The organism is Pseudomonas sp. 43A (genome assembly GCF_013363935.1).
GTDB lineage: Bacteria > Pseudomonadota > Gammaproteobacteria > Pseudomonadales > Pseudomonadaceae > Aquipseudomonas > Aquipseudomonas crudilactis.
In genome coordinates this window covers 4,767,833-4,793,345 of sequence record NZ_CP054880.1, presented here as the reverse complement: position 1 = coordinate 4,793,345, position 25,513 = coordinate 4,767,833, and the positions used below count along the sequence as shown (strand labels likewise).

General features: G+C 60.7%; 22 protein-coding genes. 16 read left to right on the top strand and 6 right to left on the bottom strand.

What is annotated here, in order from left to right; translation table 11 throughout:
• The first annotated feature begins 1 nt into the window (after position 1).
• The 6 genes from gspK to gspF are packed head-to-tail and all read left to right on the top strand — an operon-like array spanning position 2 to position 7,678.
• Positions 2–988: a type II secretion system minor pseudopilin GspK gene (gspK, locus tag HUW52_RS20955; protein WP_175554799.1), complete on the top strand. Its 987-nt coding sequence runs from the start codon at positions 2–4 to the stop codon at positions 986–988.
• Positions 985–2,163: a type II secretion system protein GspL gene (gspL, locus tag HUW52_RS20950; RefSeq protein ID WP_175554798.1), complete on the top strand. Its 1,179-nt coding sequence runs from the start codon at positions 985–987 to the stop codon at positions 2,161–2,163. The genes gspK and gspL overlap by 4 nt, the downstream gene beginning before the upstream one ends.
• Positions 2,156–2,698 (top strand): type II secretion system protein GspM, encoded by a 543-nt coding sequence (gspM, locus tag HUW52_RS20945; protein ID WP_175554797.1) that lies wholly within the window; start codon positions 2,156–2,158, stop codon positions 2,696–2,698. The genes gspL and gspM overlap by 8 nt, the downstream gene beginning before the upstream one ends.
• Entirely contained in the window at positions 2,695–5,064 is a 2,370-nt protein-coding gene (gene gspD, locus HUW52_RS20940; protein ID WP_175554796.1) for a type II secretion system secretin GspD, read from the top strand. Before gspM ends, gspD begins: the two co-directional genes overlap by 4 nt.
• Positions 5,061–6,467 (top strand): type II secretion system ATPase GspE, encoded by a 1,407-nt coding sequence (gene gspE, locus HUW52_RS20935; RefSeq protein ID WP_175554795.1) that lies wholly within the window; start codon positions 5,061–5,063, stop codon positions 6,465–6,467. The genes gspD and gspE overlap by 4 nt, the downstream gene beginning before the upstream one ends.
• Positions 6,467–7,678, top strand: a complete 1,212-nt coding sequence (gspF, locus tag HUW52_RS20930) for a type II secretion system inner membrane protein GspF (RefSeq protein ID WP_175554794.1) — start codon at positions 6,467–6,469, stop codon at positions 7,676–7,678. The genes gspE and gspF overlap by 1 nt, the downstream gene beginning before the upstream one ends.
• A gap of 245 nt (positions 7,679–7,923) precedes the next feature.
• On the opposite strand, the gene HUW52_RS20925 is transcribed toward gspF, so the two are convergent.
• On the bottom strand, positions 7,924–9,066 hold the full coding sequence (locus tag HUW52_RS20925) for a polysaccharide lyase family 1 protein (protein WP_175554793.1): 1,143 nt from the start codon (positions 9,064–9,066) through the stop codon (positions 7,924–7,926).
• A gap of 198 nt (positions 9,067–9,264) precedes the next feature.
• Here HUW52_RS20925 and HUW52_RS20920 point away from each other — a divergent pair, with 198 nt between their 5' ends.
• Complete coding sequence (locus HUW52_RS20920) at positions 9,265–10,020, top strand: FadR/GntR family transcriptional regulator (RefSeq protein WP_038364752.1); 756 nt, start codon at positions 9,265–9,267, stop codon at positions 10,018–10,020.
• A 4-nt stretch (positions 10,021–10,024) separates the two neighbouring features.
• Here HUW52_RS20920 and HUW52_RS20915 read toward each other — a convergent pair whose 3' ends face one another.
• The 3 genes from HUW52_RS20915 to HUW52_RS20905 all read right to left on the bottom strand — a co-directional run bounded on the left by HUW52_RS20915 (position 10,025) and on the right by HUW52_RS20905 (position 12,578).
• Entirely contained in the window at positions 10,025–10,918 is an 894-nt protein-coding gene (locus tag HUW52_RS20915) for an SMP-30/gluconolactonase/LRE family protein (protein WP_175554792.1), read from the bottom strand.
• Entirely contained in the window at positions 10,915–11,757 is an 843-nt protein-coding gene (locus tag HUW52_RS20910) for an NAD(P)-dependent oxidoreductase (protein WP_175554791.1), read from the bottom strand. The genes HUW52_RS20915 and HUW52_RS20910 overlap by 4 nt, the downstream gene beginning before the upstream one ends.
• Positions 11,758–11,852: 95 nt before the next feature.
• Positions 11,853–12,578: an oligogalacturonate-specific porin KdgM family protein gene (locus tag HUW52_RS20905; RefSeq protein WP_034152649.1), complete on the bottom strand. Its 726-nt coding sequence runs from the start codon at positions 12,576–12,578 to the stop codon at positions 11,853–11,855.
• A 360-nt stretch (positions 12,579–12,938) separates the two neighbouring features.
• On the opposite strand from HUW52_RS20905, the gene HUW52_RS20900 reads away from it, so the two are divergent.
• The 9 genes from HUW52_RS20900 to HUW52_RS20860 all read left to right on the top strand — a co-directional run bounded on the left by HUW52_RS20900 (position 12,939) and on the right by HUW52_RS20860 (position 23,372).
• Positions 12,939–14,093 carry a mandelate racemase family protein gene (locus HUW52_RS20900; protein ID WP_008079679.1) on the top strand — a complete coding sequence of 385 codons (1,155 nt, stop codon included), beginning with the start codon at positions 12,939–12,941 and terminating at the stop codon, positions 14,091–14,093.
• Between the two features lie 72 nt (positions 14,094–14,165).
• Complete coding sequence (locus tag HUW52_RS20895; RefSeq protein WP_175554790.1) at positions 14,166–15,776, top strand: ABC transporter substrate-binding protein; 1,611 nt, start codon at positions 14,166–14,168, stop codon at positions 15,774–15,776.
• Positions 15,777–15,860: 84 nt separating this feature from the next.
• Positions 15,861–16,874, top strand: coding sequence for an ABC transporter permease (locus HUW52_RS20890; protein WP_371929264.1), 1,014 nt, complete (start codon positions 15,861–15,863; stop codon positions 16,872–16,874).
• Between the two features lie 46 nt (positions 16,875–16,920).
• Positions 16,921–18,531: an ABC transporter substrate-binding protein gene (locus tag HUW52_RS20885; RefSeq protein WP_175554788.1), complete on the top strand. Its 1,611-nt coding sequence runs from the start codon at positions 16,921–16,923 to the stop codon at positions 18,529–18,531.
• 62 nt (positions 18,532–18,593) lie between these two features.
• Complete coding sequence (locus tag HUW52_RS20880; RefSeq protein ID WP_038364768.1) at positions 18,594–19,511, top strand: ABC transporter permease; 918 nt, start codon at positions 18,594–18,596, stop codon at positions 19,509–19,511.
• Positions 19,512–19,522: 11 nt separating this feature from the next.
• Positions 19,523–20,362 (top strand): ABC transporter ATP-binding protein, encoded by an 840-nt coding sequence (locus HUW52_RS20875; protein ID WP_026000816.1) that lies wholly within the window; start codon positions 19,523–19,525, stop codon positions 20,360–20,362.
• 10 nt (positions 20,363–20,372) lie between these two features.
• Positions 20,373–21,149 carry an ABC transporter ATP-binding protein gene (locus HUW52_RS20870; RefSeq protein ID WP_175554787.1) on the top strand — a complete coding sequence of 259 codons (777 nt, stop codon included), beginning with the start codon at positions 20,373–20,375 and terminating at the stop codon, positions 21,147–21,149.
• Positions 21,150–21,172: 23 nt separating this feature from the next.
• Positions 21,173–21,541, top strand: a complete 369-nt coding sequence (locus HUW52_RS20865) for a 5-carboxymethyl-2-hydroxymuconate Delta-isomerase (RefSeq protein WP_175554786.1) — start codon at positions 21,173–21,175, stop codon at positions 21,539–21,541.
• A 13-nt stretch (positions 21,542–21,554) separates the two neighbouring features.
• Positions 21,555–23,372 (top strand): glycosyl hydrolase family 28 protein, encoded by a 1,818-nt coding sequence (locus HUW52_RS20860; protein WP_175554785.1) that lies wholly within the window; start codon positions 21,555–21,557, stop codon positions 23,370–23,372.
• 8 nt (positions 23,373–23,380) lie between these two features.
• On the opposite strand, the gene HUW52_RS20855 is transcribed toward HUW52_RS20860, so the two are convergent.
• Positions 23,381–23,659: a hypothetical protein gene (locus HUW52_RS20855; RefSeq protein ID WP_008079695.1), complete on the bottom strand. Its 279-nt coding sequence runs from the start codon at positions 23,657–23,659 to the stop codon at positions 23,381–23,383.
• A gap of 100 nt (positions 23,660–23,759) precedes the next feature.
• Entirely contained in the window at positions 23,760–25,361 is a 1,602-nt protein-coding gene (gene rtcR / locus HUW52_RS20850) for an RNA repair transcriptional activator RtcR (RefSeq protein WP_175554784.1), read from the bottom strand.
• Positions 25,362–25,513: the final 152 nt, after the last annotated feature.

Below are 25,513 nucleotides of genomic sequence, written 5' to 3'. Positions count from 1 at the left end.
CATGAAATCATCCTCGCCACAGGCGCAGAAACAGCGCGGCATGGCCATTATCAGCGCCTTGCTGATTGCCGCTGTGGTCGCGGTGATCGCCGCTGGCATGCTCACCCGGCAGAGCGTCTTTACCCGTTCTCTTGAAGCGGAACAGTCCCGAGTGCAGGGCGCTGCCGCGCTGTTGGCGGGGCTCGAGCTCAGTCGGCAAGTGCTCAGGGACACGCGTCAACAGGACGTGCTGACCCGGCTCGATCAACCTTGGGCGCAGCCTGTCAAAAGCCATTTGTTGAATTCGCCGGGGGGCGGTTTCGAGGGGCGCATCGAGGATCAGCAGGGCAAGTTCAATTTGCGCAATTTACTCAGCAATGAGCGCGTCGATGGCGGACAGTTGCGCAGCTTCGAACGCCTCTGCGAAATGATCGGAATCGATGCTGCCCTCAGCCAGCGCATCAGCCAGCGAGTCATTGCCTCCTACCCGAGAATGCCCGACCTGCAAGCCGTCGGGCAAAGCATGGCGCAGGCAGGTTTTGGCAGCGTCCGCGCGACGTCACCGAGTGCGCGTCGCCAGCCATTGCCGGCCACTCAGCCGATGTTGCGCAGCCTTGATGATTTACGTGGCCTCGAAGGCATGAACGAGGAGCTGCTTGGGCGTTTGAATCAGTATGTCAGCCTGATTCCGGCCAAGACCTGGGTCAACGGTAATACTGCCAGCGCCGAGGTATTGGTGGCGGTGGTGCCGGGTTTATCGCTGGCGCAGGCCAGGGCCGTGGTGGCGGAGCGCGATCGGGGCCAGTGGTTCATCAATCGCGGGGACTTCGCCAACCGTCTGCACTTGCCGCATCTGACCGTCGACGGACTGAACGTCGGCATCAGCAGCGATTGGTTTCTGCTGCGCGGACACGCGCGTCGTGACCAGCGCCGCGTCAGCCTGGATGCGTTGCTGCATCAACCCGCCGACGACCTGCCGAAAGTGGTCTGGTCGAGGCTCGGCGTATGACTCGCCTGCGCGTCGCCTTGCCGCCGCTGGCGGGTTTGACCTCAGACTCTGAGGTTGAATTTGCGCGCCTGGATCGGCACGACCAGGTCAGTCAGGTCGGTGTCAGTACGCTGTTGCTGATTGAGCAGGAGTCGCCGTTACAGCCCGTCGAGTTTTTTCTGCATCCGGCGGACAGCGTACTGACCAGTTTGCAGTTGCCACCGCTGGCGCCGGTGAAGATCGAGGCGGCGGTGAAGTGTGCCGCGCAGGCGCTGATTCTGGGTGGCACTGAACAGATGTACGTTGCACACAGTGCTCGTGAGGTCTCGGGGCAAGTGTCGCTGGCGTGGCTCGCGCAGGTATCTCTGGATCGTTTCGGGCTGTTATTGGCTCAGCACCGATTGAAGCTGCGAGGCCTTTACCCGGCACCTTATGCTTTGCCGGTGCCCGCGCAGGGGCAGGTCAGCGCGTGCGTGTTGGACGGGCAATTGCTGCTGCGCTTCAGCCGTGCGCAGGCTTCGGTAGAACCCTTGGCGCAGGAGCGTCTGGATGAACTCGTCACCAGTGGTCGCGGCTTGCAGTGGATCGGCGCGGATGCTCCTGCAACAGTCGTCGAACCACGACCTGCGGCGCAGCGCTGGTGTGGCGTTGCGCCGGGATGGGGGTTGCATACAGGCATCGGCAAGGCTGTCGGACACACAATCGGTTGGGGCAGGGCAGCTTTCTGTTGTGCCTTGGCGATTGCGATCTGGGTGTCTGGGCTGAACCTTTACGCGGCCCGTGAAGTGACTCGGGGAGAGCAGCTCAAGGCGCAAATGAGCCAGCGGGTAAAGCAGGCTTTTCCAGAGTTACCGGTGATCCTCAATCCGTTGCAGCAGGCTCGCCAGCAACTGGCAGCCCGGCACAGTGGTGTGACGGCCGACGCGAATCACGGGTTTGCCTATCTGGTGCAACACGCAGCGAGCGCGCTGCCGTTTATGGCGGGCAGCGTCCAGCGCATGACCTATGAGCAGGGACGTTTGCAGTTGGAGTTGGCCGCCGACACTGCGCAGGCACCCGCCGACGGCGCATTGCCGGGAGCGCTGACGCAGGCAGGGTTGGTCGCCAGACGCGAAGACAACGTGTGGATTTTCAGCCCGCAGATTGAGCCGGCAGCGGTTGAGGACGATGCTGTCATGGACAGCGACGATGAATAATTTACTGGCGATCTATCGGGCTCGCTGGCTGCTGCTGCGTGCACAGATTCATCGGCATTGGGCGCCGCTGAGCTTGCGCGAAAAACGCCTGGTCGCGGGCACCGCATTGATGTTGGGGGGCGTGCTGATCTGGCTGCTGCTCCTCCAGCCACCGCTGAAAAAAATTCAACATTGGCAGACCGAAACGCCGAAGTTGCGTGGCCAGGCCGAAGCGCTGGATCTGTTGTTGCGCGAGGTGGCAACAGCACCCATCGGACAAAACTTCGAGCGGTCATTGCAGCAATCTCTCGATGGCAACGGGCTGCTTGGTCACTACCAGTTGCAGGCAATTGGCACCGCTTGGCAGTTGACGTTCGAGGATGCGCCCGCTGATGCCGTCATCAGTTGGCTGTTAATCCACCCCGTGCAGTTTTCACTTGAAGTGGTCGAGGCTCGTTTGCAGCGTGCAAGTGGGGTCAAGGTCGATGATACGGCAGGCACTCTGTCGGGAACCGTTCGCATGGATCAGGCGCTGGGCGCTAAGGAAGCTTCATGAAGTGGTCAGGTTCCAATTATGTACGTACGGCCGCGCCGTTTCTGTTGTTGGTACTGAGCGCATGCAGCAACACCACCCCGCCACAGAATCAGCCGCCGTTGTTGGTCGACAGTGAGCTCGGCCGGCCGCTGGCCAACACCCAGCGCAGCGGCGACGCGGTGCTCGACCGCGAACGTGCGCAGGCTCAGGCGCGACCTGTACCGAAGCCATTGCACAACATCAGCAAGAGTGCGCGCAGCGGCGCGGCACCGTCGGGCATTGCCTTGCCGAGTAATCCGTTGGGTGATCAACCGGTGACGCTGAATTTTGTCGACGCCGATATTCAAGCGGTGGTGCGGGCGTTGTCGCGTTCGACCGGCCAACAGTTTTTGGTCGATCCTCGGGTGAAGGGCACGTTGACGCTGGTCTCGGAAGGTCAGGTGCCGGCGCGGCAGGCTTACGACATGTTGTTGGCTGCGTTGCGCATGCAGGGTTTCAGTGTGGTCGATGTTGGCGGTGTGGCGCAGGTGGTGCCGGAGGCGGATGCGAAGCTGCTTGGCGGGCCGATTTACAGTGCCGACAAACCGGCCGGCAATGGCATGCTCACGCGCACGTTTCGTCTGCAATACGAGAACGCGGTGAACCTGATTCCGGTGCTGCGGCCGATCGTGTCACCGAACAATCCGATCAACGCCTATCCGGGCAACAACACCATCGTTATCACCGATTACGCCGAGAACCTGACCCGCGTTGCGCAGTTGATTGCGAGCATTGATTCGCCGAGCGCGATCGACACGGATGTGGTGCAGATCCAGAACGGCATCGCTGCCGACATTGCGCCGATGGTCGCGGATTTACTCGATGCACCGGGCAATGATCCGACGCAGAAAATCGCGGTGATTGGTGATCCGCGTTCTAACACCATCATCATTCGCGCCGGCAGCCCGGAGCGCACGGAGCTGGCGCGTAATCTGATCTACAAACTCGATAACGCGCAGAGCAATCCGAGCAATCTGCACGTGGTTTATCTGCGTAACGCGCAAGCGGCGAAACTGGCGCAGGCCTTGCGTGGTTTGCTCACGGGTGAAAGTGACAGCGGCACCAGCGACAGTGCGCGTTCGGTGCTCAGTGCCATGGGCGCAAGTACCGGCGGCAGCGCTGGGCAGAACGGCCAGAGCGGCACGCAAAGCAGCGGCACTACATCTGCTAACAGCAGCGGCAGCACGGGCGGTAGTTACGCGCAGGGCAGCAGTGGCAGCGCAACCGGCAGCAGCGGCGCGCAAAGCAGCGAACAGAACGTTGCCTTCAGCGCCGGCGGCGTGACCATTCAGGCTGACGCCACCACCAACACCTTGCTGATTTCTGCGCCGGAGCCGTTGTACCGCAACTTGCGCGAGGTGATCGATCTGCTCGACCAGCGTCGCGCGCAAGTGGTGATCGAAAGCTTGATCGTCGAAGTCGGCGAGGACGATGCCAGCGAGTTCGGCGTGCAGTGGCAGACCGGCAATCTCGGTGGCAATGGCGTGATCGGTGGCGCGAATCTGGGTGGTTCGGGGATCAACACCAACGGCAAGACAAGCATTGATGTGCTGCCGCAGGGTTTGAACCTGGGCTACGTCAACGGCACCGTCGACATCCCCGGCATCGGCAAGATTCTTGATCTGAAAGTGCTGGCCCGCGCGTTGAAGAGCAAGGGCGGCACCAACGTGCTGTCGACGCCGAACCTGCTGACCCTCGACAACGAGGCGGCGAGTATTTTTGTTGGCCAGACCATTCCGTTTGTCAGCGGCAGTTATGTGACGGGCGGCGGGGGCACCAGCAACAACCCGTTCCAGACCGTGACCCGGGAAGAGGTCGGTTTGAAGCTCAACGTGCGCCCGCAGATTTCCGAGGGTGGCACGGTGAAGCTCGATATCTATCAGGAAGTCAGCAGCATCGACGAACGCGCTTCCAACAGCGCGACATCGACGGGCATCGTCACCAACAAACGTGCAATCGACACCAGTATTTTGCTCGACGATGGCCAGATCATGGTGCTCGGCGGTTTGCTGCAGGACGGTTACAGCCAGAGCAATGACGCGGTGCCGTGGCTGGGCAGCCTGCCGGGGATTGGCGCACTGTTTCGCAACGAACGCCGGGCGATAACCAAGACCAACCTGATGGTATTCCTGCGCCCGTACATCATTCGTGATAGCGAAGCGGGGCGCAGCATCACCCTCAACCGCTACGACTTCATGCGCCGCGCGCAGGGCGGGTTGCAGCCGGAACGCAGCTGGGCGATGCCGGACATGCAGGCGCCGCAGTTGCCGACGGCGGCGCAGGGTGTGCCGGCGGTTTTACCTGGGTCGGGTCCGCGCGCAACCATCAAAGCGGTGCCGATCCAATGAGTGCATTGCCTTACGCTTGGGCCAAGGCGCAGCGCATTCTGTTGTGCGATGGCGTGTTGACGGTGTGTCCGTCGACGCCGGGCTGGTCGATCAGTGAAGCGCGACGGCAGTTCGGTGCGACCACGATACAGCGCGTGCGCGACGACGAACTCGATGGCTTGCTCGCCAGCGCATACGCCGACACCGGCAGTGCCGCCGCTGTGGTCGGCGCGGCAGAAAACGAAGTCGACCTCGACCGCCTGATGCAGGACATGCCGGAAATCACTGACCTGCTCGACACTCAGGACGGCGCGCCGGTGATCCGCATGATCAACGCACTGCTGACCCAAGCCGCGCGCGATGAGGCCAGCGACATTCACATCGAACCGTTCGAAACCCACTCAGTGGTGCGCTATCGCGTCGACGGCACGCTGCGTGACGTGGTCTCGCCGCGCAAGGCGTTGCACGGCGCACTGGTGTCGCGGATCAAGATCATGGCCCAGCTCGACATCGCCGAAAAACGGCTGCCGCAGGACGGTCGCATCGCCTTGCGTGTGGCCGGGCGGCCGATTGATATTCGTGTCTCCACGGTGCCGACCGGGCATGGTGAAAGGGTGGTGATGCGTCTGCTCGACAAACAGGCCGGACGTCTGCATCTGGAAACCCTCGGCATGGATGCGCAGGTGCTGGCCAAACTCGACCACCTGATCCGCCAGCCCCACGGCATCGTGCTGGTCACCGGGCCCACCGGCAGCGGCAAGACCACCAGCCTCTACGCCGCGTTGGCGCGACTCGATGCGAGCACCAGCAACATTCTCACCGTGGAAGACCCGGTGGAATACGACCTGCCGGGCATCAGCCAGATTCAGGTCAACGCCAAGATCGACATGACCTTTGCCCTCGCACTGCGGGCAATCCTACGACAAGACCCGGACATCATCATGATCGGCGAGATCCGCGATCTGGAAACCGCACAAATCGCCGTGCAAGCCTCGCTGACCGGGCATTTGGTGTTGGCAACCTTGCACACCAACGACGCAGTGTCGGCGGTCAACCGCTTGATCGACATGGGCGTCGAACCGTTTCTGCTGGCCTCGTCGATGCTCGGCGTGCTCGCGCAGCGCTTGGTGCGGCGGCTGTGCAATCAATGCAAACAGGAAGACCCAACGGCACCGGGCACTTGGCGCCCGGTCGGTTGCCCGGCGTGCAATCAAACCGGCTACAGCGGCCGCACCGGCATCCACGAATTGTTCTGCATCGACGACGATATTCGCACGCTGATTCACCAAGGGGCAGGGGAGCAGGCCTTGCGGGCATCCGCCGCGAAAGCCGGGATGTTCAGCCTGCGCGAGGACGGTGAACGCTGGATCCGCAGCGGTGCCACAGCCCCCGAAGAAATCCTCCGTGTGACACGGGACGCCTGATGAACCGCTATCGTTTTGAAGCCGCCGATGCCACCGGCAAGATCGAATCCGGGCACCTTGAGGCGGACAGCCAAAGCGCCGCTTTCACAACATTACGCGGGCGCGGGTTGACCGCGTTGTCGGTGCACAAGGAAAGCAACGTCGCCCAGCACGGCGGTGGCGGACTGTTCAGCGCCAAGCTCTCGGACAACGATCTGGCCTGGGCCACGCGGCAACTGGCGAGTCTGTTGGGCGCGAGTCTACCGCTGGAAGCGGCGCTCAGTGCCACGGTCGAGCAGGCCGAGAAAAAACACATCACCCATACGCTCAGTGCCGTTCGTGCGGATGTGCGCAGCGGCATGCGCCTGGCGGAATCGCTAGCGGCGCGACCACGGGACTTTCCCGAGATCTACCGCGCGTTGATTGCGGCCGGGGAGGAGTCCGGCGATCTGGCGCAAGTGATGGAGCGGCTGGCGGATTACATCGAGGAGCGCAACAACCTGCGCGGCAAGATTCTCACCGCGTTTATCTATCCGGGTGTGGTCGGTCTGGTGTCGATAGGCATTGTGATTTTCCTGCTCAGTTATGTGGTGCCGCAAGTGGTCAGTGCGTTTTCCCAGGCGCGGCAGGATTTGCCGGGGCTGACCCTGGCGATGCTCAATGCCAGCGATTTCATCCGCAGTTGGGGTTGGCTGTGCGCCGGGATCATGGCTGGTGCGTTTTGGAGCTGGCGCCTGTATTTGCGTAATCCGGCGGCGCGCCTGAGTTGGCATCATCGGGTGCTGAAGTTGCCGTTGTTCGGGCGCTTCATCCTCGGCCTGAACACTGCGCGTTTCGCCTCGACCCTGGCGATTCTTGGCGGTGCCGGGGTGCCGTTGCTGCGTGCGCTGGAAGCGGCGCGGCAGACCTTGTCCAACGATCGCTTGAGTTTGAGCGTCACTGAGGCCACGGCCAAGGTGCGTGAGGGTGTGAACCTGGCGGCAGCGTTGCGCGTGGAGAATGTGTTCCCGCCGGTGCTGATTCATCTGATCGCCAGTGGCGAAAAAACCGGATCGCTGCCACCAATGCTTGAGCGCGCGGCGCAGACCCTGTCGCGTGATATCGAGCGGCGAGCGATGGGCATGACGGCACTGCTTGAACCGCTGATGATTGTGGTGATGGGCGGGGTGGTGCTGGTGATTGTGATGGCGGTGTTGTTGCCGATCATTGAGATCAACCAACTGGTCCAGTAGCCGGTTTTGATGGTGTCTGATCGGGCCCCTTCGCGAGCAAGCTCGCTCCCACAGTGTTCGGTGGTGTGAAGTAACTGCATTAACAACATCAATCCCTGTGGGAGCGAGCCTGCTCGCGAAGGGGCCAGTCCGGGCAACAAAAATCCAGATTTTTTGTCAGGACTCCACCCCCGCACCATCTTCAAGCAGACATGAAAAAGCCCTCGTCACCGAGGGCTTTTCATTAACGCGGTTACATCGACCAATCAGATCTTGCCAGCGCCAGCCTTGGCCTTAACGTCGGCCGCGACTTTGTCCGCGTTCAGCGGGGTGTAGCTGTAAGGCGGGGTCCAGCCGATGTTGGTGCCCCACTTGCAGGTCAGCAAGGTGCCATTGAGCGTAGAACCCTGATCAAGGTAGGTGCTGCCACCGTAGTCGCCGGCGATTTTGTCGCAGCCGCTGATGCCGGAGATTTCGAACGCGTTTTTCTCGGAGAAAATCTTCGAGTTTTTGCCGACACCGTGCGCGTAGCTAAACGGGTAGACCTTATGGCTGGTGCTGCCCACGTGATAGTTGTTGTACAGATGCACCTGGCCGAAGCGAACGCGTGGCGCGCGTGCGGAGATGTTTTCGAACAGGGTGTTGTGGATCGTGACCTTGAGCTTGCCATCATCGGTGGTGCGGCTGTCGCTGGAACCGATCAGGTTGTTCTTCTCGTGCGATTTGAACGCCGAGTAGGAAATGGTCACGTAGTTGGCACCGTTTTTCACGTCCAGTGCGCCGTCGTGGTGTTGCTTTGGACGACCGTTGGCGGTGCCGTTCTGGTCATCGGTGCGGCGGCCATCGGTGAAGGTGACATGGTCGACCCACACATTGTTGGCGCCTTCGATGGTCAGCCCGTCGTACTCGGAGTTCCAGTTGCCGGCGCTGCCGTCATTGGCGTCCCAGATCGGCTCCGGATCCCACGGGTTTTCGATGGTGATGTTGCGGATGATCACATCGTTTTCCTTGGCATAGAAGAAACCCTCGCGGATCTCCGCCGTGCTGCTCGTACCGACGATGGTCGTCTTGCCCGGGATATCCAGACGACCGCGCTTTTTCATATCGGCGGTCGTCGTATAAGCTTTGCCTTCGCTGATGTCGATGGGCCCGGTAATCTTGATGATGCGCCCGTTGGTGCCGACCGAAGCGCTGAGTGCGGCTTTCAGTTCGGCAGCGTTCTTCACGGTATAGATGTTGTTGGCTGCCGCTCTGGAGCCACCCTTGGTGCCACCGTTTTGCGTGGCCCAGCCAGTCGTTGCAACATCCAGCCAGATATCGGCCGCTTGTGCAGGCAGGCTGGAAAACAGCAGGCTGCCGACGATGGCGCTGGCCAGTTTGCAGGCCGTGAAGGTTGTTGGTTTTGTCATGAGTAATCAGATCCTTGATTAACTTGAGTGTTTTACACGCGATGTCTCCACGTGTTTCTCGAGCGGACGTCCTTATCGCCAGTGCAGCGAATCGAACGTCCGCTGCATGAGAAATCCTATCATTGAACTGGTGCGTTGTCGTACAACTGAATGGGCTATGATGCGTAATTATTCGAAAATTCGAGATTTTTGTTGCTGATGGACAGATCCAACGCCACACCCAATGTTCGTCGCCGGCATCGCAGCCTGGCGGAGGACCTGGTCACCGAGCTGTCGCGACGCATTTGCAGCGGCGAACTCGCGCGCGCGACGAAGCTGCCGACTGAATCTCAGGTCATGGCCGAGCACGGCGTCAGTCGCACGGTCGTGCGTGAGGCGATATCGCGTCTGCAGGCAGCAGGCCTGGTGGAAACCCGTCACGGTATCGGCACCTTTGTTCAGGACATACCCAGCCCGAGCGGTTTTCGCATTGATCCGGACAGCATCGTCACGCTTCAGGATGTCTTGGCGGTGCTTGAATTGCGCATCACTTTGGAGGTCGAGGCCGCTGGCCTGGCGTGTGCGCGGCGTACCGATGAACAGCTGCAATTGATGCGTGATTCGCTGGACGCCATCAATTCCCGCGCCGTCAGTGTCGACTACGCCGTGTCGGCGGATTTCCAGTTCCACCAGCAAATTGCGCTGGCCACCGGCAACCGCTATTTCACCGACATCATGCTGCACCTGGGCGCCAACATTCTTCCGCGCACACGCCTGCATTCCAAGCGCCTGGAAAATGACCGCAAGGAGCCCTATCTGGAGCGCCTCAGTCGCGAGCATGAAGACATTTACATTGCGATTGTCCGGCGTGATTCCGACGCCGCACGCGCAGCCATGCGTTTGCATCTGTCCAACAGCCGCGAGCGTCTGCGCCGTGCCTACGAAGCTGCAGACGCGGCGGCGTTGAACGTCTGAAGCCTCAGGCGCGGGCCTTGGGTTCGGGCAGGCCTTGAACGCCCGGGTTGAGGGCAAAGACTCCGCCCGCCAGTGGCTGATCGGCGAGGTCGATGCCTTGCGGGCGAATCGAGGTGACAAACAGAGTGTCGAGCCGAGGGCCGCCAAAGGCACACATCGTCGGTTTCTTCACCGGCACCGGCAGCGCGCGATCCAGTTTCCCCTGCGGGGTAAAGCGCAGCACCAAGCCGGCATCAATTGCGCAGATCCAGTAACAGCCGTGTGAATCGACGGCGGCACCGTCCGGTCGACCGGGGTGGTCGTTCATGTCGACGAACACGCGGCGGTTGTGCGGCGTGCCACTGTCGATGTCGTAATCGAAGGCCCAGATCAGTTGCAGGCTCGGGTGCGAATCGGACAGGTACATGGTGCGGCCGTCGGGGCTGAACGCCAGGCCGTTGGGCACCACGAGTTCCTCCAATTGCGGCGCCAGCACCGATACATCGTTGGGGTTTTGCGCGTCGTAGCGATACAGCGCGCCGACCGCTTCGGCACCCATGGCGGTTGGCATCGAGCTGGCCCAGAAGCGTCCCTGACGATCGCAGCGACCATCATTGAAGCGCATGCGCGGGCGGGCGTGCTCGACGCCGATGAGCTCTTCCGCAGCCAGACGTCCGTCAGCCTGCGGGCGCAGTTTGAACAGGCCACTTTCCTGCGCGCCCAGCCAATGTCCCGCTTCGCTGCGGGCGATACAGGCGAGCATTTCGTCCGCCTGCCAGCAGTCGGTCTGGCCGTCGAACTGCCAGCGATGCAAGCGACCGGCCGGAATATCCACCCAATACAAAGCATTTTCATCGGCTTGCCAGACCGGGCTTTCACCGGTGGCGTTGCGCGCATCGACAATCAGTTCGGCATTCATGGTCGTGTCTGCGCCGGCGTTTCAAACGGACCAGCAGCGGTAAAGGCGCCGCCCTGATACAAGCGGTCGGGATGGTCGGCGGCGAGCGCCGGTTGTTGTTCGACCTGTGCGCGAAAGGCTTCGGAGCTGTCCTGCGGTGCAAAGCCCAGATGCGCGGCGTGCCGGTTGTTCCACCACTGATCACGGTTGGCGGACACCCCGTACACCACGCTGTGCCCGACATCGCTGGCCAATAGTGCGCGGGCGATCAGATGCTCCAGATCGGTATAGCTCAGCCAGGTCGCCAGCATGCGCACGTTGCGCGGCTCGGGAAATGAGGAACCGATGCGCAGGCTCACTGTTTCAATGCCATAGCGGTGGAAATAGAAGGTTGCCATGTCCTCGCCGTAAGCCTTCGACAAGCCGTAATAACCGTCCGGGCGACGCGGCGAATGGGCGTCGATCTGTTCGTCCTGCGAGTAGAAACCGGTGACGTGGTTGGAGCTGGCGAACACGATGCGCTTGACCCCGTGCAGGCGCGCGGCCTCATAAACATGAAAGGTGCCGCGAATATTCGCCTCGAGGATTTCTTCGAAGGATCGCTCCACCGAGATCCCGCCCAAATGCACGATGGCATCGACGCCCTCGACCAGCGCGGCGACAGCGGCCTTGTCGCTCAGATTGCAGTTGATCACTTCGTCATGCGCGCCGCGGCTCGGCGTCATCGCGCTGATGTCCGAGGCGCGGACGATGTCGGCGTGAACCTGCAGGGTTTCGCGCAGAATCTGGCCGAGCCCACCGGCGGCGCCGGTCAGCAGAATACGGTTGAAGGGTTTGGCTTGCGTAGCGTGTGTGGTCATGCTCGGGTCTTCCATTACGCGGTGGTGAAAGGGGGAGCGGCGGGGTGTCTGCCCGACAAGCGATGCGCGCTCGTCAGGCAAAAGCTGCGCGCGGCTTACATGAAGTTGTACTGCACGCCCAGACGCCAGCGAGCCTGGCGGTCGGGTGAGGTGGAGTCGACTTTGATGTCGCCGATTTCCATGAAGGGCGCCCATTGTTTGGTGAGCTTGTATTTGACGATCAGGTTCTGTTCGTAGTCGTTCTTCTTGTTGTCGTAGCGGATGTAGTCGGTCTTGAAATAGATGAACTGATATTCGTAGGCCCACTTGTTGGCGGGCGTGTAGCCGAGCCAGCCTTCGAAGCGGTGGGTGGTCTGGTCATCCTTGTAGTGATCGGGCATGTCTTTGTTGACCTGATCGCGATCGAGCTTGCGCAGGTCCAGGCGATAGCGCGTCGCTACGTAGAAGGCATCGTCGATTTTGTAGTTGTACTTGAGGCCGAACTTGTAGGCGGTCGCATCCTTGGAGCTGTCCATCTGAAACGCCGGGGTCAGCGTCGACTGCGCGCTGAGCTTGTAGTTGTAGCTCACGGTGAACTCATGGCCGTTGTTGACCATGTTGTCGTAGGCGACATCTTTGCGGTCACCGGCCGTGCGGTATTTCATCTCCGCCTCAAACCCCAGTCCACTGTCCAGGCGGTAGTTGAGCTTGATTCGGTCGGCGTGGGCGCTGTCCTCTTCGGTGTACTGATGGCGGTAGTTGAGACTGGCAGAGTCAGCGTGGGCAGAGAAGGGCAGGCCGAGGGCCGCGACAGTGACGAGCGTGCGTAGGGTGGTGTTCATACGGTCTTCTTTTTTGTTTTTGTTAGGGTCGTTTGACGAGTACTACAGGCACCGCGATGTTGCGTATGGCTCTCATTTGAGGCGCAGATATAAGTTATCGTACGACAAGATGACTCGTCTACGTGATTTTGCTAGTTTAGAAACATGTTGATACATATATGCCCTGTGAATAGGGGTATAAAGCAAGTCCTGTTATTCCGTAGTCATCTTTAAATATGGCGCTTTGCTGGACGTTTAGCCGCAAAGGCGTCGATTAGAAGAGGTGTTATTGGGTCTTTTCAAGTGTTGTACGATGACCTATGATCGGTCGCAACCGACGACACTCCTGTCACAAATCCAATAAGAAGGCTCAAGACGTCCATGAGAATCACAGCAGTCAACGTCCAGGTTTTTTCCTATCCCACCCGCCGCGCAGTCGACAGCGCCGGTCATGCTCATCCCGGTGATGTCAGTCAGGCGCAAATGGCGTTGCTGCGCATCCAGACTGAAGACGGCAAGGAGGGTTATGCCCTCGGTGCGCCGGAGCTGATTCGTCCTTATGTGCTGGATGGTTTTGTGCGCAAGGTGCTGGTCGGGCAGAACGCCTTTGATCGCGAAAAGATCTGGCATGACCTGGCGCACTGGCAGCGTGGCAGCGCCAGCCAGTTGACTGATCGCGCGCTGGCGTTGGTCGAGCAGGCGTTGTGGGATTGGGCGGGGCGCAAGCTCGGCGTACCGGTGCACAAATTGATCGGCGGCTTTCGCGACAAAGTGCCGGCCTACGGTTCAACCATGTGCGGCGATGAATTGCCTGAGGGCCTGGCGACGCCGGAAGACTACGGACGCTTTGCCGAAACGCTGGTCAAGCGCGGCTACAAGGCGATCAAATTGCACACCTGGATGCCGCCGGTCTCGTTCGCGCCGAGCCCGCGCATTGACGTCAAAGCCTGCGCGGCAGTGCGCGAAGCGGTGGGCCCGGACATCGCCTTGATGCTCGACGGTTATCACTGGTACAGCCGCACCGAAGCGCTGTACATCGGACGCGAACTGGAAAAACTCGACTTCGCCTGGTTCGAAGAACCGATGATGGAAGAATCCGCCGAATCCTATGCCTGGCTGGCGGGGCAACTGGACATTCCGGTACTCGGGCCGGAAACCTTGTCCGGCAAACACCTGAGCCGGGCCAGTTGGGTCAAGCACGACGTTTGCGACATTCTGCGTGCCGGCGTCGCCGGGGTCGGCGGGATCGGACCTTGCCTGAAAGTCGCGCACATGGCCGAGTCGTTTGGCATGGATTGCGAAATCCATGGCAACGGCGCAGCCAACTTGACGGTGGTCGGCGCGATCAAGAACTGCACCTGGTACGAGCGCGGTTTGCTGCACCCATACCTGGATTACGACGAGGTGCCGGCGTACCTCAAGCGCCTGGTCGACCCGATGGACAGCGATGGTTTTGTGCACCTTTCCGACCTGCCGGGTCTGGGCGAAGACATCGACTTCAACTTCATCGAGATGAACACGCTTAAAAGCTTCTGACGTGTACGCGGGCTGCCCGGTGCATGCCGGGCTGTCCGAGAGCCCTATAAATATAAGAAAGGCACTCTCTCTATGAACATTCTTCCTTCGCTGTGGGCGCGGGTTCTGGTGGCTACCCTGACGGTGACCGCGCTACCTGTCGTCCATGCCAAAACCCCGGCCGATCAATTGATCGTCGGCATGAGCATGATCAATCTGCTGTCCCTCGACCCGGCAGCCGCCACCGGCCTGGACGTGTCGGAGATCAATGCCAACCTCTATGACATGTTGCTGGTGCAAGACGTCGCTGCGCCGGATCGGCTGTTGCCGGCTCTCGCCGAGCGCTGGCAAGTCAGCGACGACCGCAAGACCCTGACCTTCAATCTGCGCCAGGGCGTGCAATTTCAATCGGGCAACCCTTTGAGCGCCGAAGACGTCGCCTGGTCGTTGCAGCGCGTGCTCAAACTCAATCTCGCATTGGCGTCGACCTGGAAGGCTTACGGGTTTACCGCCGAGAATGTCGAGCGTTCGATGCGCGCGACCGATGCCAATACCTTCGTCATTGAACTGCCGCGACCAACCGACCCGCAGTTGGTGCTCAACACGCTGGCGACGTCGCCAAGCGCCTTCATTCTTGATCGCAAAAAAGTCCTCGAACACCAGAAGAACAATGACCTGGGCGCCGCCTGGCTGGTGACGCACGCCGCCGGCAGTGGTGCCTTCGTGCTCAATGACTGGCGGGCCAACGATGTGATTCTGATGAGCCGTTTCGACGGTTACTGGGGTGGCCCGGCCAAGCTCAAGCGCATCGTCATGCGCAACATGACCGAGTCGCAGTCGTTGCGTCTGATGATCGAACGGGGCGACCTCGACATCGCCAAAGGCATGTCGGCGCCGGACATCCAGGCCTTGCAGAACAGCGACAAGGTCCGCACGCAAACCCTGCAACGCGGCACGCTGTATTACGTCGCACTGAGTGTGAAGCAGCCGATGTTCGCCGACGCGCGCGTGCGCAAGGCTGTGCGCTCGTTGATCGACTACCAAGGCATCAACCAGACTGTCATGCCGCACTACGGCGTGATCAATCAGCGGCCGATGCCGTTGGGATTGGCCGCGCGCTTGCCGGATCCCGGTTATCGACTGAATGTCGATGAGGCAAAAAAACTCCTCGCCGAAGCCGGTTACCCCAACGGGTTCAAGACCAGTATTCGCGTGCTGGCCGAGCCGCCGTTCATCAATATTGCCTCCAACCTGCAATCGACGCTGGCGCAGGCCGGGATCGAAGCCAGCATCATCACCGGCACCGGTAACCAGATCTACGGCGCCATGCGTGAGCGCAGTTTCGACATCATCGTCGGCCGTGGCGGTGGCGGCGCCGAACGTCATCCTCATTCGAGCCTGCGCACGCTGGTGTACAACCCGGATAACCGTGACGAAGCCAAGCTGAGCAACTTCCAGGGCTGGCGCACTTCGTTCTACAGTCCCGAGTTGAATCAGTTGATCGAGAGTGCCGAAGTCGAGCCCGATGCGCAGAAACAGCAGGCGCAGTATCAGGACATCCAGCAGCAACTCGATCAGCAAGTGGGCGCGATTCTGCCGGTCTCGCAGATGACCGACACGGTGCTGGTCTACGCCGATGTTGCCGATTTCCAAGGGCACACGGCCGCGACCACGCGCTACAAAGACGTCTACAAAAAACGCTGAAATGCACGGATGAACTTCGCGTGCCGGGTGCACCGGTGACCGTTTTATCAGGAGCTGACTATGTTTGTTATGACTGCCTCTGCCATGGGAGCCCGCGCCTCCAATACTGCGCGGCGTGCCAGCACGGTACTGGTGACGTTACTGGGCCTGTTGGCGCTGACGTTTATCATCGGTCGGGTGATGCCGCTCGATCCGGTGCTGGCGGTGGTCGGGCCGGATGCCGACAGTTCGACCTACGATCAGGTGTACCGGGCGATGGGGCTGGACAAGCCGATCTGGACCCAGTTCGGCCTATACCTCAACGACTTGCTGCACGGCAATTTCGGCAACGCGCTGTTGACCGGGCACCCGGTGCTCGATGACATCCGCCGGGTGTTCCCGGCCACCATCGAACTGGCGACCCTGGCCATCCTTTTCGGTGTGCTGATCGGCTTGCCGCTGGGCGTCTGCGCGGCGAGTAATCAAGGGCGACTGGGCGATCATGTCGCGCGAGTGATAACTCTGTTCGGCTATTCCACGCCGATTTTCTGGCTGGGCATGATGGGCTTGCTGGTGTTTTACGCCTGGCTCGGCTGGGCCGGGGGTGCCGGTCGCATCGACCTGGCGTACGACGGCATGGTGCCCGAAGTCACCGGGCTGTTGCTGATCGATACGAGCCTGGCGGGTGATTGGGAAGCCTTCGCCAGCGCCTTGCGCCACATCGTTTTGCCGGCGCTGATCCTCGGGCTGAACTCGGTGGCTTACATCAGTCGGATGACCCGCAGCTTCATGCTCGAGCAACTGTCTCAGGAATACATCATCACCGCTCGGGTCAAGGGTTTGTCGCGCCGCCAGGTGGTCTGGGGTCACGCCTTTCGCAACATCCTCGTGCAACTGCTGACAGTAGTGGCGCTGGCTTACGGCTCGCTGCTCGAAGGCGCGGTGCTGATCGAAACGGTCTTTGCCTGGCCGGGTTTCGGCCAGTACCTGACCAGCAGCCTGATGCTCGGCGACATGAACGCGGTGATGGGTTGTGTGCTGGTGATCGGTTTGATTTTTGTCGCGCTCAACCTGATCAGCGATGCCTTGTACAAGGTCTTCGACCCGCGCACCCGTTAACACGCTTGGCAGCAGCACTAAAAATTATAAAAAGAAGGATTTTTCAATGACGACTGCATTTACCAAACTGCACGCTGGCCTGTTGGCGGCGATCCTGGCGCTGGTGCCGATGACCCAGGCCAGCGCCAAGACGCCGGCCGATCAACTGATCGTCGGCATGAGCATGGTCAACCTGTTTTCCATCGATCCGGCCAACGCGCCGGGCCTCGACGCTTCCGGCGTCAATGCCAATCTTTACGACACCCTGGTCAAGCGAGATCAGGGCAATCCGGAACAGCATCTGCCGCAACTGGCCGAGCGCTGGACGATCAGCGACGACGGCAAGCAGATAACCTTTCATTTGCGTCAGGACGTCAAGTTTCACTCCGGCAATCCGCTGACCGCCGAAGACGTGGCCTGGTCGCTGTACCGGGTGATGAAGCTGAATTTCGGTCTGGCCACGACCTGGAAAGCCTACGGTTATAACGTCGACAACATTCAGTCACTGATCCGCGCCAGCGATACCCACACGCTGGTCGTCGACTTGCCGCAAACCATGGACCCACTGTTATTGATCGACTCGCTGGCGATCTCGCCAAGCGCGGTGGTGATCGATCGCAAAACAGCGTTGGCGCATGAGAAAAACGCTGACCTCGGTGCTAACTGGCTGGTGACCAACGAGGCCGGCAGCGGACCGTTTGTGCTGAGCAAATGGACAGCGAACGACTCGCTGTTGCTGAGCCGCTTCGACGGTTATTGGGGCGGTGCTGCCAAGCTCAAACGGGTGGTGGTGCGGCACATGACCGAATCGCAGTCGCTGCGCCTGATGCTGGAACGCGGTGACCTCGATCTCGCGTACGGCATGGCCGCACCGGACATCCGCGCCATCGACGGTTCGGAAAAAATCCACGTGCAGTCACTGCCGCGCGGCACTATGTACTACGTCGCGCTGAGCATGAAACAGCCCGAATTTGCCAATCCCAAAGTGCGCGAAGCGGTGCGCAACCTGATCGACTACAAGGGCCTCGACGAACAGGTGATGCCGTATTACGGCCAGCTGAATCAGCAGCCGATGCAACTCAGTCTGGCGGCGCGCCTGCCGGATCCGGGGTATCGCATGGACGTCGCCAAGGCGAAAAAACTCCTCGCCGAAGCGGGTTATCCGGACGGCTTCAGCACGACCATTCGCACATTGTCAGAGCCGCCCTTCATCGACATCGCCGCGCGTCTGCAAGCGACGCTGGCCGAGGGCGGGATCAAGGCCAGCATTGTCAACGGCACTGGCAACCAGGTGTACGGCGCGATGCGTGCGCGCAACTTCGACATCATCGTTGCGCGTGGGGCCGAGCGCTATCCGCATCCGTATTTCAGCCTGCGTACGTTTGCCTACAACCCCAACAACAGCGATGACGCCGGCCTGCCGAATTTCCAGGGCTGGCGCGCGTCGTTTTTCAGCCCGCAGCTCAATAGCCTGATTGATCAGGCCGGGGTCGAACGCGATGCCGGCCAGCGCCTGAACCTGTATCACCAGGCACAGAAAATCTACGACGAGCAGGTCGGCCCGATCATGATGATTTCGCAGATGACCGACACCGTGGTCAGCGCCGCCGACGTCAAGGGTTTTGCCGGTGATGATGCCGAGGCGACGCGTTATCTGGGTGTCTACAAACAACGCTGAACGCTGCCCGGTGCGTCGGCGTATGCGCCGGGTGATCCTCAATTCAATCCGAGAACATGCCCATGATTGCCAACATGTCTTCTACAGATTCGAGCGCCAAGCGGCGGTTGGATCGTACCCCCGGATCCAGCTTCGACGCCTTCTGCAAAAGTGCCCTGAAAGTCTTGCGGCACTTGTTGCGCAACCCGATGACCCTGGCCGGATTGCTGGTCGCGCTGGTGCTGGTAGTGGTGGCGCTGTTTGCGCCGTGGATCGCCACCCATGATCCGGTGGCGCAAAACCTCGCCAATGCCCTGCAGGCGCCGGGCGCTGCCCACTGGTTCGGTACCGATGAATACGGCCGGGATATCTTCAGTCGGCTGGTCTACGGCTCGCGCATCACGCTGTACATCATCACCCTGGTGACCGTGATCGTCGGCCCGATCGGGCTGTTTATCGGCACCGTCTCCGGCTACTACGGTGGTGTGGTCGACACGGTGTTCATGCGCCTGACCGACATCTTCATTTCCTTCCCCAGCCTGGTGCTGGCACTGGCGTTCATCGCTGCGCTCGGTCCGGGCCTGGAACACGCGGTGGTCGCGATTGCGCTGACGTCGTGGCCACCGATCGCGCGACTGGCGCGGGCGGAAACCCTGTCGTTGCGCAAGGCTGACTTCGTCGTGGCGGTCGAGCTGCAAGGGGCTTCGTCCACGCGAATCATCCTGCGGCACATCGTGCCGATGTGCATGTCGTCGGTGATCATCCGCCTGACCATGAACATGGCCGGGATCATCCTCACCGCAGCGGCTTTAGGCTTTCTTGGTCTCGGTGCGCAAGCGCCGTCGCCGGAGTGGGGCGCGATGATTTCCACCGGGCGCCGCTACATGCTCGAGTGCTGGTGGCTGGTGGCTGTTCCGGGGGCCGCAATCATGTTGGTCAGCCTGGCTTTCAACCTGTTGGGCGACGGCCTGCGGGACATTCTTGATCCGCGCAGCGAGTAATCGGAGGCTGTATGTCTGCAATCAAATTGAACGTCGAAGGGCTCAATGTGCGCTTCGTCAATGCTCAGAAAGAAACCCACGCCGTGCGTGACGTGTCATTCACCCTCGGGCGGGAAAAACTCGCCATTGTCGGTGAGTCGGGCTCGGGCAAATCGACGGTCGGTCGCAGCCTGCTCAAGCTGCACCCGGCCAGCGCGCGGATCACTGCCAAGGCCATGCAGTTCGGTGAAGTCGATCTGCTGTCGGCCGGCGAAAAGGTCATGCAGAAGATTCGTGGCCAGCGCATTTCGATGATCATGCAGGACCCGAAATACTCGCTGAACCCGGTGGTCAAGGTCGGCGATCAGATTGCCGAGGCGTATCTGGCGCACCACAAGGCCAGCCGCAGCGAGGCCCGCGAGCGGGTGCTGGAAATGCTCGAAAAAGTGCATATCCGTGATCCGCAACGGGTCTACAACCTGTACCCGCATGAGGTCTCCGGTGGTATGGGCCAGCGCATCATGATCGCGATGATGGTCATTACCCGTCCGCAAGTGATCATCGCCGACGAGCCGACCTCGGCCCTTGATGTGTCGGTGCGTCAGCAAGTGCTCAACGTGCTGGAAGAACTGGTCGAGCAGCAGGAAATGGGTCTGATTTTCGTCAGTCACGACCTCAACCTTGTGCGCAATTACTGCGACCGCGTGTTGGTGATGTACGCCGGCAGGGTGGTCGAATCGCTGGCCGCCGGTGACCTGCAACATGCACAACATCCCTATACCCGAGGCCTGATGGCGGCATTGCCGAGCATGGACAACCGTCGCGAACGGTTGCCGGTGTTGCAACGCGATCCACTGTGGCTGACTTGCTGAGGAATCGACCATGTCCATGATCCAAGCACACGCGCTGAACCTGAGTTTCGGCGCCGGCCCGGCCCTCAATCAGGTGCTGCACGACGTCAACCTCAGTGTCGCCGACGGCGAATCCTTCGGCCTGGTGGGGGAGTCCGGCTCCGGCAAGACCACCGTATTGCGCTGCCTGGCCGGGCAGTACCGGCACTGGACCGGCGAGTTGAGCATTGCCGGCGCGCCGTTGCAGCACAAGATTCCCAAGGAGCATTTCGGTCAGGTGCAGATGGTGTTCCAGGACCCTTACGGCTCGCTGCATCCGCGCCACACCGTCGACACGGCCCTGCGTGAGCCGCTGATTATTCACGGCGTGCGCGACAAGGACGACCGGATCAACGAGATCCTGCTCAAGGTCGGTCTGAACGACAGTTACCGTTTTCGCTATCCGCACCAGTTGTCCGGTGGCCAGCGCCAGCGGGTGGCGATTGCCCGTGCGCTGATTCTCGAGCCACGCGTGTTGCTGCTCGATGAGCCGACCTCGGCGCTGGATGTCTCGGTGCAGGCAGAGATTCTCAATCTGCTGGCGGATTTGCGCCGACGCGAGAAACTCACCTACCTGATGGTCACTCACGATCTGGGCGTGGTCACGCACCTGTGTGATCGGGTGGCGGTGATGCAGCAGGGCAAGATCGTCGAGCTGCTCGACAGTCAGGCGCTCAGCCAGGATCTGGCAAGCCACGCCTACACGCGGATGCTGGTGCAGGCCAGTCGTGATTTCAGTCAGGAATCGGTGCGCCAGCTCGCTGGTTGAACCGATCCATCAAGGAGCGCGACATGCCGCATTGCCTTATCGATTGCCCGCAAACCCTGGCCCGACGTGTTGGCGAGCAAACCCTGCTCGCTACCGTGCATGACGCCCTCGATGCCTTCGGCCTGTTCAAGGCCGGCGACATCAAGGTGCGGCTCAATACATTCGCGCATTACCGCTGCGGCGCGGGCGCGGACGATTTTGTCCACGTCGTGCTGTCAGTGTTGTCCGGGCGCAGCGTTGAACAGCGCCGGCGTCTGGCCTCGGCGACCGTGGCGGCGCTGGTCGCTTTATTGCCGGACGTCGAGTCGCTGTCGATGGAGGTTGTGGAAATGCCCCGCGAGATGTTCGTCAACCGCAGCCAATATCTGCAAGAAGCCGGATTGTCGGCCTGAACAAGGAGTGCTCATGCCTTATCGATATGTTGTTCCGACGCAGCGCAAACAGCCTTTGGCTTTGTCGCTCGCAGCCACGTTGACGCTGGTTTGCAGCGTGCCGTCGTGGGCGCTGGAGGCGCCGGCAAAACTGCAGGTGCCGACCCTGGCCTTCGATGATCAACAGATCATCCTGGTCTGGGAAAAGCCCGCCGATCACGCCGATATCAGCGACTACCGGGTCTACGCCAACGGTGTGTTGCTGGGCGGCAGCAACGCCAACAATGACCGCGTCTCGCCGGCCAAACCTTACATCGACCGCTTCTACGAACAGGATGTCGCTGGTTTTCACCATCGCATCGGCATTCACAGTTACACCGCACAAGGCTTGAAACCGGATACGGCCTATCGGTTCACCGTGCGTTCGGTGGGCACCGATGGCAAGGAGTCGGCCGACAGCCCGCCCGTTGTGCAACGGACGAGCAAGGTCGCGGCCGTCTTCGATGTGAGGAAATATGGCGCCAAGGCTGACGGCAAAAGCCTCGATACCCTGGCGATCCAGAACGCCATCGATGCCTGCACCCCCGGCTGCAAAGTGTTGTTGCCCAGGGGCACCTACAAAAGCGGGGCGCTCTACCTGAAGAGCAACATCACCGTGGAAATCGCCGAGGGCGCAACGCTGTTGGGTTCCGAGCGTGCCGAAGACTATCCGCTGGCCGGCTACATCCAGTATCCCTATTCGAGCACCGTGCGCCCGGCGTCGCTGATCAATGCCTTGCCGCGCGATCCGCGGCAGCACCAGTCGTTCGAAAACATCCGCATCGTTGGCAAAGGCACGATTGACGGCAACGGCTGGAAGCGCCACGCCGATGTCGTCGACGAGCGCGGTCAGCCATTGCCGTTCTACCTGCCCAGCGACAACACCCGCTACCAGCAGGACGGCATTCTGGCCAAGGCGCAAGTCGAGCAAGCGGTCGCGCGCGGCATGAACGTCAAGGATGCCTACGGGCAGATGCGCTCGTCGCTGATCACCCTGCGCAACGTAAAAAATGTGTTCTACGGCGGCTTCACCGTGGTGAACCCGGCCTTCCACGGAATCATGAACCTGGAAACCGAAAACGTAGTGCTGGCCAATACCACGCATAAAACCTACGACGCCAATAACGGCGACGGCATCGAATTCGCCAACAGCAAGGGCGCGATGGTCTTCAACAACTTCTTTGATACCGGCGATGACTGCGTCAATTTTGCTGCGGGCACCGGGGCTGATGCCGTGCAGCAAAAGCCGCAGGAAGATGCCTGGATCTTCAATAACTACTTCCGCAAGGGCCACGGCATGGTGGTTGCCGGCAGCCATACCGGCGCGTGGATTCAAAACATCCTCGCCGAAGACAACGTTTCCGATGGCACCGATGCCGGCCTGCGCATGAAGAGCACCAACTTCATGGGCGGCGGCGCGCGTAACGTGATCTTCCGCGACTCGGCGATCCGCAATACGCTCAAGCAGGCGTTCATTTTTACCCTTGACTACAACGATCCGAACGCCAAGCTGGATTACCAGCGCTCAACCATTCCCGGGCAGTTCCGCGATATCCGCGTCGCCGACGTGAGCGTGGAAAATGCTCAAGGCAAGGCGATCGAGGTCAAGGGTGACAGTCAGCACAATGCCTGGCATCAGGGGTTAGTGTTCGAGCGCGTGCGCTTCAGTGGTCCGGCCAAAGCGCAGATCGACGGGTTGAAGGATTCGCTGTTCGACCATGTGTCGTTCAGCGAGCATGGCGCTGCCAACCCGTGGCAAATCACCGGGAGTGTCGGGCTGACGTTCAAGGATGTGCAGCCACCACCACCGTAGAACCCTGATCAAGGTTTCGGCGATTTACCGAGGTCTTCCGAGTCGCTCGAAGTAGCGGCATCTTTTGCCGTTTCATGCGACTCGGCGCCGGAATTCGAGCCCGACGCCTCTTCACCTTTCTTGTCGGCCTTGTCTGCATTGGATTGAGCTTTGCCGGCCTGGTTTACGCCGGGAAGCGCGGTCGGTGGCGCGGCAGACTCGTCAGCGGTCTTCGCGGCTGCCGAGGCGAAAAGCGGGCAGGCCGCGAGCAGGCCGGCCAGGGTGATTGCTGCAATTTTGCTGTTCATGATGGGCGTCTTCCGGTTCAAGCGGATGGTGATTCATTGGAAGCGCCCGGCAAGCAAAGGTGCCCGCTGCTGGACGGGCGGTCTGTCGCTAAAGTTCGCCTCACTTGGGCTCGATAATCTGGCCCCACTCGAGCCCGAATCGGCCGAGGTATTTCCTCAGTCGATCGGCATCATTGGGTTGTGCCTTGGCCTGGCGCGAAATTCCGAACAGTTGGCGGCCGGCATCGGACAAGCTGTCTGCCTGCCGGCATACCTCGATCACTGCCTTCAATTGCAAGCGGTCAAACAGATCCATGGTTTCGGCGTCCCCCGGCAACTCTCCTGAAATCGCCTGCGGTTGCGCCAAGCCCCAGGCATAACGCAGCCGGTCGATCTCTTCCTGCACCTGCGCCTCATCAATCCGTCCGCTGTCGGCCAGGGTCGCCATGCGCGTGATCGAGGCCGACAGTTCGCGGAAGTTGCCCAGCCACGCCGCCTCACGAGAGCTGGCGAACGCCAGATAACTGCGCCGGGCTTCGAGGTTGAAGCGCACCAGTTGCCCGTGTTCGCGGGCGTGACGTTCCAGCTCGAAATCAATGTTCGGTTCGATGTCCTCCCGGCGGCCGGCGAGGCCGGGCAGGTCAAACGTCCACAGGTTGATGCGCGCGTACAAATCTTCGCGGAACAGGCCGTCAGCGACCCGGCTGCGCAGGTCGCGGTGGGTGCCGGCAATGATCAGGAAATCACTTTCGACCTCCTTGTCCGAGCCCAGCGGAAAGAAGCGTTTTTCTTCAATCGCCTTGAGCAGCATCGCTTGTTCGTCTGCGCCCAGCTCGCCGATCTCATCGAGAAACAGCATGCCGCCATCGGCAGCGCGCAACAGGCCGTCACGGGCGTTCTGTGCGCCGGTGAAGGCACCTTTGACATGACCGAACAACGCCGACATCGCGCCATCGCCACGCAAGGTGGCGCAGTTCACTTCGACAAAACGTCCCTGCATTTGGTGGCGACTGCGTTTCAGTTCGTAGATGCGTCGGGCGAGGAACGATTTGCCGGCGCCGGTCGGGCCGATCAGCAACATCGGCGCCTTCGAGCGCACGGCCACGCGCTCGATCTGTTCGATCGAGCGGTTGAAAGCGGCGTTGCGTGTGGCGATGCCGGACTTCAAGAACTCCAGGCCTTCGAGGCGCTTGTTGGCGAAGCGCGAAGCGATGCGATCGTAGCGCGACAGGTCGAGATCGATCAGGGCGTGAGTGCCGATGGCGTGATCGCCTTCGTTGCGCTTGGCCGGGGAGGTCTGGATCAGCCGCGCCGGCAGATAGCGCGCCTCGGTCAGCAGGAACCAGCAAATCTGCGCGACGTGGGTGCCGGTGGTGATGTGGACGAGGTAGTCCTCGCGCTCGGTGTCGAAATCGTAGGCGGTGGTGAAGTCGTGCAACGCACCGTAGACCTCTTCGAAATCCCATGGGTTGCGCAACGACATCGGGTGCAAGCGCACCTCGGTCTCCGGCGAAACCTGCTGGATGTCGGCGCGCACCCGCTCGGCCAGGCTGACGTCGCGGGCGTCGATGCCGTGAATCAACTCGAGCCGGTTGATCAGCACGTCTTGCTGTTGGCACAAGCCAACGCTGGGGCGCCAATGGCTCCAGCGATTGGCGCCTTTGCCGACGCGATCGAGGGTGGCGCCGATAAAACCGATAGCGACGGTGTGCTTGTTTGGCATGTTTATCTCAAAAGATAAAAGACGATACCCAATGATAAATATTCGGTGAGAGTCTTGTCGTCAATTCATTCGATGAAAAACGGATGATTAAATAAAATCTATATAAATCAATAAGATATAAATATTTTTCGATGAAAATAAAAAAACTGGCA